10 protein-coding genes are annotated in these 10,330 nt (G+C 59.5%); 6 read left to right on the forward strand and 4 right to left on the reverse strand.

Annotated features, from left to right (window positions below):
* The first annotated feature begins 61 nt into the window (after window positions 1-61).
* Window positions 62-931 carry a DUF6279 family lipoprotein gene (locus tag B3I26_RS05025; protein ID WP_296255735.1) on the forward strand — a complete coding sequence of 290 codons (870 nt, stop codon included), beginning with the start codon at window positions 62-64 and terminating at the stop codon, window positions 929-931.
* A 39-nt stretch (window positions 932-970) separates the two neighbouring features.
* Here B3I26_RS05025 and B3I26_RS05030 read toward each other — a convergent pair whose 3' ends face one another.
* Window positions 971-1,378: a transcriptional regulator gene (locus B3I26_RS05030; RefSeq protein WP_296255739.1), complete on the reverse strand. Its 408-nt coding sequence runs from the start codon at window positions 1,376-1,378 to the stop codon at window positions 971-973.
* A 190-nt stretch (window positions 1,379-1,568) separates the two neighbouring features.
* Here B3I26_RS05030 and B3I26_RS05035 point away from each other — a divergent pair, with 190 nt between their 5' ends.
* Window positions 1,569-1,844 carry a hypothetical protein gene (locus B3I26_RS05035; protein WP_296255742.1) on the forward strand — a complete coding sequence of 92 codons (276 nt, stop codon included), beginning with the start codon at window positions 1,569-1,571 and terminating at the stop codon, window positions 1,842-1,844.
* 97 nt (window positions 1,845-1,941) lie between these two features.
* Here the strand turns inward: B3I26_RS05035 and B3I26_RS05040 are convergent, their stop codons facing one another.
* On the reverse strand, window positions 1,942-3,297 hold the full coding sequence (locus tag B3I26_RS05040; RefSeq protein ID WP_296255743.1) for a DEAD/DEAH box helicase: 1,356 nt from the start codon (window positions 3,295-3,297) through the stop codon (window positions 1,942-1,944).
* A 177-nt stretch (window positions 3,298-3,474) separates the two neighbouring features.
* On the opposite strand from B3I26_RS05040, the gene B3I26_RS05045 reads away from it, so the two are divergent.
* Window positions 3,475-4,746 carry a mechanosensitive ion channel family protein gene (locus tag B3I26_RS05045; RefSeq protein WP_296255746.1) on the forward strand — a complete coding sequence of 424 codons (1,272 nt, stop codon included), beginning with the start codon at window positions 3,475-3,477 and terminating at the stop codon, window positions 4,744-4,746.
* A gap of 192 nt (window positions 4,747-4,938) precedes the next feature.
* Here B3I26_RS05045 and B3I26_RS05050 read toward each other — a convergent pair whose 3' ends face one another.
* Window positions 4,939-5,184, reverse strand: coding sequence for a hypothetical protein (locus tag B3I26_RS05050; RefSeq protein ID WP_296255748.1), 246 nt, complete (start codon window positions 5,182-5,184; stop codon window positions 4,939-4,941).
* Between the two features lie 537 nt (window positions 5,185-5,721).
* A complete protein-coding gene (locus B3I26_RS05055) occupies window positions 5,722-6,036 on the reverse strand; it encodes a 3-phosphoglycerate kinase (RefSeq protein ID WP_296255750.1) in 315 nt (104 codons plus the stop codon).
* Window positions 6,037-6,086: 50 nt separating this feature from the next.
* Between B3I26_RS05055 and B3I26_RS05060 the strand changes: the two genes are divergently transcribed.
* The 3 genes from B3I26_RS05060 (at window position 6,087) to B3I26_RS05070 (ending at window position 9,766) form a co-directional block, all read left to right on the forward strand.
* On the forward strand, window positions 6,087-7,013 hold the full coding sequence (locus B3I26_RS05060; RefSeq protein ID WP_296255753.1) for a LysR family transcriptional regulator: 927 nt from the start codon (window positions 6,087-6,089) through the stop codon (window positions 7,011-7,013).
* Between the two features lie 185 nt (window positions 7,014-7,198).
* Entirely contained in the window at window positions 7,199-7,756 is a 558-nt protein-coding gene (locus B3I26_RS05065) for a peptidylprolyl isomerase (RefSeq protein WP_296255755.1), read from the forward strand.
* Window positions 7,757-7,933: 177 nt separating this feature from the next.
* Window positions 7,934-9,766, forward strand: a complete 1,833-nt coding sequence (locus tag B3I26_RS05070; protein WP_296255756.1) for an ABC transporter ATP-binding protein — start codon at window positions 7,934-7,936, stop codon at window positions 9,764-9,766.
* The last annotated feature ends 564 nt before the right edge of the window (window positions 9,767-10,330 follow it).

Consider the following 10,330-nt stretch of genomic DNA (forward strand, 5'->3'; position numbering starts at 1 on the left):
TGGCTGAACCGCTTTGCCCCGCCTTGCTCTATAACTGGAAGCAAACCGGCAAGGAGCTGTCATGGGTAATGTGTTGAGGACCTGCATTTCGCTGTGGCTAGGCCTGATGTTACTGGCCGGTTGCAGCCAGATCGGCCTGACGTATCGGCATCTGGATCTGATCATTCCCTGGTCGCTCAACGACTATCTGGACATGAATGCAACGCAGAAAGACTGGCTCGATGAGCGCCTCAAGGAGCATTTGAGCTGGCACTGCACCACGCAGATTCCTGACTATCTTAGTTGGCTCGACCGTCTGCAGGGCATGGTCGAGACCAATCAGGTCAACCAGACCCAGCTTAAGGCACGCACTGCCGAAGCCCGTCAGGCCATCGCGACCCTCTCCCAGGAAATCACCCCATCAGCGGTCGAGCTGTTGCGCAAGCTGGACGACCAGCAGGTCGCGGAAATGGAGGCTGCCTTCACCAAGGACACGCGCAAGCACGAGTCCGAATTCGTCGATCAACCGCTGGATCAGCAGATCAAGGAACGCGCCCAGCGTATGGAAAAGCGCCTGAACCCGTGGATCGGCAAGCTCAGCCCGACGCAGCGAGAACGTGTGATGCTGTGGTCGGCGTCCTTGGGTGAACAAAACCGCTTATGGATTGACAATCGAGCGCATTGGCAATCGCTGCTGTTGAGCGCTGTCAAACAGCGGCAGACAGCGGATTTCGATACCAGAATTGCGAAGTTACTGCAGGATCGCGAGACATTCTGGACACCCGAATATCGGCAGGCTTATGACCATACCGAACAGGCGGCGATATCCCTGATCACCGACTTGATGGCGCAGAGCTCAGCCGAGCAACGGCAGAAGCTACTGGATAAGATCGCCGATGTACGGCAGGACTTTACCAACCTGAGTTGTTTGAAAGGCGTGAAGAAGGGATGAGCTTGCCAGAGCGCGCCCGAAACAGGCGCGCTCCTGCTCCTAGATGACGCCGTGCGCCACTTGCGCCTTGGACGAAGCTTGCTCGAAGGTCGCCGGATCCAGCGCATCGGCCTGCTCATCGAGCACCTGACGCGGATGGTCATTGCCAGGGATACTGCTGTCGATCATCGCCAACAGTCTGGATCCTAGCGCCGTCAGGATGAAGTTCTCACCGTTTCCACCCTCCTCTTCGGGCCGGGATGCTATGAATCCGCGCTTGAGCAGCAAGGCTTCAAGGTCAGCTGCCTGCATTTTCAAGGCATCCAGGCTTTCGACGCTTTCGCCGACCTGCGCCTTGGCCTGAGCAAGTTCTTCAGCATGTTTACGCGGGGCAAATGGCTTGCCAGCGCCGTTCTGCACTTCGTGCAGCAGACGCTCGATCAAGTCCCAATCATATTTTTTCGACATATTCCTACCTCAAGCAGCGGGGCGAAGTTGGGATAACAACCCGCGACGTCCGGTCGTCGGGCTTGGTGCTCCAGAGATGTGACCGAGCTGCCGGCGAGCCGTTCATCTCGTAGGCCCAGCGGTCAGGCGCTGAACTTATGTCAAGGTCGTACCCTCCATTCGATTAACCTGCATGGACAGAGAGGCAACCATGAACACCCTCATGAGTATCACGACTGCACTGACGCTGATCGCGGCTGCACCGGCGTGGGCCTGCACGGCTGAAGAAGCCCAGGCCAAACGGGAACAGCTCGCTCAGGAAGTGCAGAAACTGACGCAGCAGAATCCGGCCAAGGCCAGGGAGCTGAATCAGGAGATAAAGGACATGCAACTGGAAACCACCGCCCGGGAAGTACCGGACAAATGCCAGTTGATCGATCAGCGGATCAAGGAGATGGATGAGGCGGCGACGAAAGCGGATGGCTGATGTGAAGCGTCAACATCTAGTAGCAGCACGGCTGGCCAGCGGGGCACGTTTTGCATCGCCACCGCCGGCCAGCCCTGCTGCTACAGAGTAGGCACGCTTACTCGGGAACGGCAGGCCGCGTAACGCGCTTTTTCAGCGGCGCCAGACCATCCTGGCTGACCAGGGATTCGGCCTTCGGCCGATTCACGGTCTTGCGCTTGGTCGGGCCTTTGGCGGCGGATTTCTTTTTGTCGACGCCTTTTTTGTCGCCTCTGGCATCAGTCTTTTTCTTCTTCACCCCTACGGCCTTGCCCGAAGCCTTGACCTTCTTCGGACCGGTGTAGGTGCCTTTGACTTCCTTGATGGTGCGGCGCTCGAACTTCTGCTTCAAGTATCGTTCGATGCTCGACATCAGGTTCCAGTCGCCGTGGGTGATCAGCGAGATCGCCAGGCCTTCGGCGCCTGCACGCCCGGTACGCCCGATGCGGTGGACGTAATCATCGCCCGTGCGCGGCATGTCGAAGTTGATGACCATGTCCAGACCATCGACATCCAGACCGCGGGCCGCAACGTCCGTGGCCACCAGAATTTTTACCCCGCCCTGCTTTAGACGATCGATGGCCAGCTTGCGGTCCTTTTGATCCTTCTCGCCGTGCAGCACGAACGTCTTGTACTCCAGGGCTACCAGACGGCCATAGATACGGTCGGCCATCGCCCGGGTATTGGTGAAGATGATGGCTTTCTTGTAAGTCTCGTTGGCCAGCAGCCAGTGCAGGACCTGTTCCTTATGCACATTGTGGTCGGCGGTGATGATCTGCTGGCGGGTGCCCTCGGCCAGCTCGCTAACGCTGTTGACCTGCAAATGCTGCGGGTCTTTCAGCACTTTGCCGATCATTTCGCGCAGGCCCGAACCGCCGGTGGTGGCGGAAAACAGCATGGTCTGCTGACGGTTGGCGCATTCGTTGGCCAGACGCTCGACGTCTTCGGCAAAGCCCATGTCGAGCATGCGGTCGGCCTCGTCGAGCACCAGTAGTTCAACGTGCTTGAGGTCCAGGTTGCCGGCATTGAGCTGTTCCAGCAGACGGCCTGGCGTGCCGATCAGGATGTCAGGCACCTTGCGCAGCATGGCCGCTTGAACCTTGAAATCCTCACCGCCGGTGATCAGGCCAGCTTTGATGAAGGTGAACTGTGAAAAACGCTCGACTTCCTTTAAGGTCTGCTGCGCCAGCTCGCGGGTCGGCAGCAGAATCACCGCGCGAATATCGACGCGGACCTTGGCCGGACCGATCAGGCGATTGAGCATCGGAAGCACGAAAGCGGCTGTCTTGCCGCTGCCGGTTTGCGCCGTCACCCGCAGATCGCGTCCTTCCAGCGCCAGCGGAATGGCCGCTGTTTGCACAGGCGTAGGCTCGACGAAATTGAGTTCGGCCACGGCTTTGAGCAGGCGTTCGTGCAGGGCGAATTGGGAGAACACGGGTGTTACCTCGGCGGAATACAAAAAAACAGTCGCATAGGGTACCGGTTTAAGCCGCATTCGCCGAGTCTCTTTACCTCAAGGCGCCTATTTTGTTACCGGATTTTCCCGGTACTGCCCTGAGCATTCTGACAATGCTCTAATCGCGCCCTTTTTTCTTCAGGAGAACTTGCGCTCATGGACACTTCATCCCTCTGGCTCCGTGCTCAGGAACTCTGGGACCTGCTCGAACACCAGCCGATGCTGCGCGCAGCCCTGGGGCTGCTGACGCTGCTGATCGCTGCGCTCGCACTCGGTCGTCTGGTGCGCGTCGTCATCCTGTACATCGTCAAGGCGCTGGGTCGGCAACCTGCGCTGTTCTGGCTGAATGATTTTCTGCACGACAAAGTGTTTCACCGACTGGCACAGGTCACGCCGTCACTGGTCATCCAGTTCGGGCTCAACCTGGTGCCCGACCTCAGCCCCGCCGCCGCTCATCTATTGGGCAATGTCGCGCTGGCATTCACCATCCTGTTCCTGATGCTCACGATCGGCGCCCTGCTAAATGCGCTGCTAGACATCTACGCGCGCACCGAGCATGCACGTACACGCTCGATCAAGGGTTACGTGCAACTGGCGAAAATGATTCTTTACGTGTTCGCCGCGATCATCATCGTCGCCACGCTGATCGACCGCTCACCGCTGTTGCTGCTGTCGGGCCTAGGTGCAATGTCGGCGGTGATTCTGTTGGTCTACAAGGACACGTTGCTGTCCTTCGTCGCCAGCGTGCAGCTGACCAGCAATGACATGCTGCGCGTCGGCGACTGGATCGAGATGCCTCAAGTGGGTGCCGACGGCGACGTGGTGGACATCACGCTGCACACCGTCAAGGTGCAGAACTTTGACAAGACCATCGTTTCCATTCCCACTTGGCGCCTGATGTCCGAGTCGTTCAAAAACTGGCGCGGAATGCAGCAAGCGGGAGGACGTCGCATCAAGCGCAGCCTGTTCATCGACGCCAGCGGCGTACGTTTCGTCGCCGAAGCCGAGGAACGGAAACTGGCTCAGGTGCGTTTGCTGACCGACTACATGGGACGCAAGAAAGCCGAACTCAAGGCCTGGAACGAAGCGCAGGGCAATGTCGCCGAGCTATCGGCCAACCGCCGCCGCATTACCAACCTGGGCACCTTTCGCGCCTACGCCCTGGCTTACCTGAAGAGTCACCCTGACATTCATCCGGACATGACGTGCATGGTCCGCCAGATGGAAGGCACAGCGCATGGCGTGCCGCTGGAAATCTACTGCTTCACGCGCACCACCAGTTGGGCCGATTACGAGCGCATCCAGGGGGATATTTTCGATTACCTGCTGGCGGTGTTGCCGGAGTTCGGGTTGAGCCTGTATCAGCAGCCGAGCGGATCGGACATGCGTGTGGGCCTAGCCTCGCTGCAGACTCCATCCGAAGCTTGAATGCAGAAGGCCGCCGCCGTCGCCGCACCGCGTATGGACACGGATGTACTTGAGATCGCGAGCGCCGGCAACGTGTGCTGCGGCACGAGCACACGGTATCGCCCACCGGCAGAGCACCGGCGAGCAATGCGCCATGAATAAAACAGCCCGGCATTTGCGGGCTTTCCTGGTACTCGGCAGCGTTTTCAGCACTTAGTAGCGCTGGTAGCTCGAGCCGAACTCTTTACGGTTTTCGGCCACCATCAGGGTGCTGGACGGCTGCATGGCGAAGGGTTTTAAACCGGCGCGGTCAGCGATATTGGCGTCGGTGACTGCGGCATGGGCATGCGTGGCCTCCGGCACACGGGTCTGGCTGGCGGCCGGGGACCGAGGGCTGGCGAACGCGGAAGATGCGGCCAGAATCGAAAGCGTGAAGCCCAGAACGATGGATGTTTTCATGAAAAGTCTCTCCGACAAGTTGGGTTGCATCTTTGTGTTGGAGGCACTCTATCCCCGCCGCCCGGCGATTAAAAAGCATCGCTGTTCATGCTGAATATCGACTGCGCTGATGATAGGCGATTGCTATTAAAGCCATTGATTACGCGCGTACGCTGGCGGAACGATCCTCTGTTTGTCGCGGCACCACTTGCTAACCGCGGCACCCCGAGCATCGCTATTCCCAGGCTGCTGGCAATAAAAAACCCGATAACCCGACGCAGTCAGCGCCGGTCTATCGGGTGATGCACTCAGGAGCATTTCAAGTGCCAAAGGAGTTTCGATGAACGCCTGTATGATCGATGCCAAGCGTTAACGGAGGATTAACGGCGCCGGAGAAGAGGAACTGGTTGCTAACGAGCCGGACCGCGTCTGAATGTGACCGAGCATCGCTCAGCTGTGGGTATATCGATTAAAAAACTCAGGAAATGACTGCTAAACATCTAATAAATTGTTTCTTCCGCGAAAGGGCACTAGGCTGCTGCGCCATAAGCGTGCCGATCACTGTGGGTCGCAACGTAGCTTGACCCGCAATCTGACGATCTCACGGCTGAACTTGACGGTAACGTTACGGCTGGATTTCGGCGCGATCTGCACATGGCGGGTGCGCGGCGCTTCCGGTCCGTTGCTGAAGACCGCGGTGCACCGGGCAGGGACGTCGCCGTAGTTGTTCAGGGTGACAGTGCCAATGTCGTAGGCGGTGTCGTGGCTGTTGTAATCGATTTGCACACCGTTGATGTGTTTCTCCACGTCGATCGGGTAGGCAAAGGCACTCAGGGGCAGCATCGTCAGCAGCACACAACATAATCTTTTCACGGGGCAGTCTCCACTCGCGGACTGCCAGCTTAGGACAACAGGAGCGAAAGATGAAAGCGCCCCGCGTGACCCTTGATCAGTGGCGCACCCTGCAGGCCGTGGTCGATCAGGGTGGCTTTGCCCAAGCCGCCGAAGCACTGCATCGCTCGCAGTCTTCGGTTAGCTACACCGTTGCCCGGATGCAGGATCAGCTCGGCGTGCCATTGCTGCGCATCGACGGGCGCAAAGCCGTGCTGACCGAGGCAGGCGAAGTGTTGCTGCGTCGTTCGCGGCAACTGGTGAAAAACGCCAGTCAGTTGGAAGACCTCGCTCATCACATGGAACAAGGCTGGGAAGCCGAAGTGCGTCTGGTGGTCGACGCCGCCTATCCCAGCGCTCGGCTGGTGCGTGCGCTGACGGCGTTCATGCCGCAGAGCCGCGGCTGTCGTGTGCGCTTGCGCGAGGAGGTATTGTCCGGCGTCGAGGAAGTCTTGCTCGAGGGCGTGGCGGATCTGGCCATCAGCGGCTTCAACATTCCCGGCTATCTGGGCACCGAGCTGAGCAGCGTGGAGTTCGTCGCCGTGGCCCATCCCGAGCACGCACTGCATCAGATGCATCGCGAGCTGACTTTCCAGGATCTGGAAAGTCAGCTGCAGGTGGTGATTCGCGACTCAGGCCGCAATCAGCCCCGCGACGTCGGCTGGCTGGGTTCCGAGCAGCGCTGGACCGTGGGCAGCCTAGCGACGGCTGCGACCTTTGTCGGCAGTGGCCTGGGCTTCGCCTGGTTGCCACGGCATCGGGTCGAACGCGAATTGAAAGAGGGGGTGCTTAAGATGCTGCCGCTGGACAAGGGGGGCAGCCGCAATCCGACCTTTTACCTTTACGCAAGCAAGGACAAGCCGCTGGGGCCTGCCACGCAAATTCTCATCGATCTGATCCAGCGCTTCGACACAGCGCCGCTGGATGCGCCTCTCGCGGCGGCAAGTCACAAGGTTTAGCTTCATGCGCACCTGATGACGTGGTTTGCCGGGCGTACGCACATCCGCCTGTGGCATGGCCGTTCATGCCTGCGGGCGCATAGCCCGGCCATGCACCGCGACTCGCCGCTGTCAAAATCGCCGCAAACGTGCTTCCCTTATCGCCTGTTTCTGCAGTCGAAAATAACTTTCAGGACCTCCACCTCATGCTGAAAAAAATTGCCCTTTCTGCCGCCGCCGTACTGTTCGCTTCCAACCTGATGGCCGCCCCCGCGCCTCACGTCGTACTGGAAACCACCAATGGCAACATCGAAATCGAGCTGAACCAGGACAAGGCGCCGGTCAGCACCGCAAACTTCCTCAAGTACGTGGACAGCAACTTCTACACCAACACCATCTTCCACCGCGTGATCCCGGGCTTCATGGTCCAAGGCGGCGGCTTCACAGCGCAGATGCTGCAGAAGCAGACCAGCGATCCGATCAAGAACGAAGCGGATAACGGCCTGCACAACGTGCGCGGGACCATCGCCATGGCACGCACCTCTGATGTGAACTCGGCCACCAGCCAGTTCTTCATCAACGTCAAGGACAACGAAATGCTCGACCACGGTGTCCGTGACTTCGGTTACGCGGTGTTCGGCAAAGTGGTCAACGGTATGGACGTGGTCGACATCATCGTCAACTCCCAGACGACCACCAAGAATGGTATGCAAAACGTGCCGGTGGACCCGATTCTGATCAAGTCCGCCAAGCGCGTGAATTAAGCGCTAGCGCTAATGAAAGCCGGGCATCCGCCCGGCTTTTCAGTTTCCGGGAGGCCGGCGACGCGAAATAGCGTGAGCAATCGGGTGTTCATGTGGTCTGATTCGGGGACGCATCCAAAGTCCTGAAACAAAGCCCTGCACATAGGAGAGCCCGCTCAAGCGTGGGCGTCATAGCCAATGCTCTATCGTCGTTTCGAAAAGCTGATCGATATCTTCCGCGAAGCACCCACCGCCGCCCCGCCCAATCAGGTCATGTCGTTCTACGTGTACTACCTAAGGCAGGTGTGGCCAAGTTTTTTAGCCCTGCTGGTGGTCGGCCTGATTGGTGCGTTAATCGAAGTGTCGTTGTTCAGCTACCTGAGTCGGATCATTGACTTGGCCCAAGGCACGCCGAATGTCAATTTTTTCCGCGAGCATGCTTTGGAGTTGACGTGGATGGTGGTCGTGGCCCTGATCCTGCGCCCGATTTTCGTCGGTCTGCATGATTTGCTGGTGCACCAGACCATCAGCCCTGGCATGACCAGCATGATCAACTGGCAGAACCATAGCTACGTGCTCAAGCAGAGCGTCAATTTTTTCCAGAACGACTTCGCCGGACGCATCGCCCAGCGCATCGTGCAGACCGGCAACGCGCTGCGCGATTCGGCCGTGCAGTCGGTGGACGCGCTGTGGCACGTGTTGATCTACTCGATCAGCGCCCTGGTACTGTTTGCCGAAGCCGACTGGCGCCTGATGATCCCGCTGATCAGCTGGATTGTGGCGTTCGTCCTCGCCCTCTGGTACTTCGTGCCACGAGTCAAGGCGCGCTCGGTGGTGTCCTCGGACGCCCGTTCGAAACTGATGGGACGAATCGTCGACGGCTACACCAACATCACCACCCTGAAGCTGTTTGCCCACACCAATTCCGAGCAGCAGTACGCTCGCGAGGCGATCAGCGAGCAGACCGAGAAGACTCAGCTGGCCGGGCGGGTAATCACCGAGATGGACACGGTAATCACCACCTTGAACGGCATCCTGATCGTCTGGACCACCGGCCTTGCGCTGTGGCTGTGGACCCAGTCGCTGATCTCGGTGGGGGCGATTGCGCTGGCCACTGGTTTGGCGATTCGCATCGTCAACATGTCTGGCTGGATCATGTGGGTGGTCAACGGCATCTTCGAAAACATCGGCATGGTGCAGGACGGTCTGCAGAGCATTTCCCAGCCGGTGGGCGTCACCGACCGCGAGGCTGCGCCCAAGCTTGCAGTCAGCGAGGGCGAAGTGAAGTTCGAGAACCTGCAGTTTCAGTATGGCAAGAGCAAGGGCGTGATTCATGGCCTGAACCTGGACATCAAGCCGGGGGAGAAGATCGGGCTGATCGGGCCGTCCGGTGCAGGCAAATCGACGTTGGTGAACCTGCTGTTGCGTCTGTATGACGTGCAGGGCGGGCGCATCACGATCGACGACCAGGACATTGCCCACGTGGCTCAGGAAAGCCTGCGCTCTCACATCGGTATGATCACCCAGGACACGTCGCTGCTGCACCGCTCGATTCGCGACAACCTGCTTTATGGCAAACCCGACGCCACCGACGCCGAGCTGTGGGAAGCGATGCGCAAGGCCCGGGCCGACGAGTTCATCCCGCAGCTATCGGATTCCGAAGGCCGCACCGGGCTGGATGCTCATGTCGGTGAACGCGGCGTGAAGCTGTCCGGCGGTCAACGCCAGCGAATCGCGATCACCCGCGTGCTGCTCAAGGACGCGCCAATCCTTATCATGGACGAAGCGACCTCGGCGCTGGACTCTGAAGTGGAAGCGGCGATTCAGGAAAGTCTGGAAACGCTGATGCGGGGTAAAACGGTGATCGCCATTGCCCACCGCCTCTCCACGATCGCGCGCATGGACCGGCTGGTGGTGCTGGAAAATGGCCGCATCGCCGAAAGCGGCACGCACGCGCAGCTGCTGGCTCACAAAGGGCTGTATGCCAGGCTATGGGCACATCAGACCGGTGGGTTCGTGGGGGTGGATTGATCCTGCAATTCACTGAATTTTGAGTGTGGCCGGAGGCTGTGGGGGTCCGGTTTGCAGACAATGGGTGCCCTGTAGCATCGCTGCCGGTGCCCGGCAGATCGCGGGCAAGCCTCGCTCCTACGCCCTTTGGGCAGAAGCGGGATAGCGTCGCGCTGCAAGCTTTTGATTCTGTCCATAGACCGTGGGGTCCGGCTGGCCGACGTTTTGCTTTGATTCTGACCGGAGGCCGTGGGGGGCCGGTTTGCAGACAATGGGTTGCCCTGTAGCATCGCTGCCGGTCCCCGGCAGATCGCGGGCAAGCCTCGCTCCTACGCCCTGCGGGCAGAAGCGGGATAGCGTCGCGCTGCGAGCTTGTATTCTGGCCATAGACCGTGGGGTCCGGCTGGCCGACGTTTTGCTTTGATTCTGGCCGGAGGCCGTGGGGGCCCGGTTTGCAGACAATGGGTCCCCTGTAGCATCGCTGCCGGTCCCCGGCAGATCGCGGGCAAGCCTCGCTCCTACGCCCTGCGGGCAGAAGCGGGATAGCGCTGCGCTGCAAGCTTTTGATTCTGGCCATAGACCGTG

This window comes from Pseudomonas sp. UBA5706 (assembly GCF_002419965.1).
Taxonomy (GTDB): domain Bacteria; phylum Pseudomonadota; class Gammaproteobacteria; order Pseudomonadales; family Pseudomonadaceae; genus Aquipseudomonas.

What these genes read in the sequence shown, in the direction of transcription:
- B3I26_RS05025 (WP_296255735.1), top strand. Translation starts at nt 62, where the DNA reads ATGGGTAATGTGTTGAGGACCTGCATTTCGCTGTGGCTAGGCCTGATG.
- B3I26_RS05030 (WP_296255739.1), bottom strand. Translation starts at nt 1,378, where the DNA reads ATGTCGAAAAAATATGATTGGGACTTGATCGAGCGTCTGCTGCACGAA.
- B3I26_RS05035 (WP_296255742.1), top strand. Translation starts at nt 1,569, where the DNA reads ATGAACACCCTCATGAGTATCACGACTGCACTGACGCTGATCGCGGCT.
- B3I26_RS05045 (WP_296255746.1), top strand. Translation starts at nt 3,475, where the DNA reads ATGGACACTTCATCCCTCTGGCTCCGTGCTCAGGAACTCTGGGACCTG.
- B3I26_RS05050 (WP_296255748.1), bottom strand. Translation starts at nt 5,184, where the DNA reads ATGAAAACATCCATCGTTCTGGGCTTCACGCTTTCGATTCTGGCCGCA.
- B3I26_RS05060 (WP_296255753.1), top strand. Translation starts at nt 6,087, where the DNA reads ATGAAAGCGCCCCGCGTGACCCTTGATCAGTGGCGCACCCTGCAGGCC.
- B3I26_RS05065 (WP_296255755.1), top strand. Translation starts at nt 7,199, where the DNA reads ATGCTGAAAAAAATTGCCCTTTCTGCCGCCGCCGTACTGTTCGCTTCC.
- B3I26_RS05070 (WP_296255756.1), top strand. Translation starts at nt 7,934, where the DNA reads ATGCTCTATCGTCGTTTCGAAAAGCTGATCGATATCTTCCGCGAAGCA.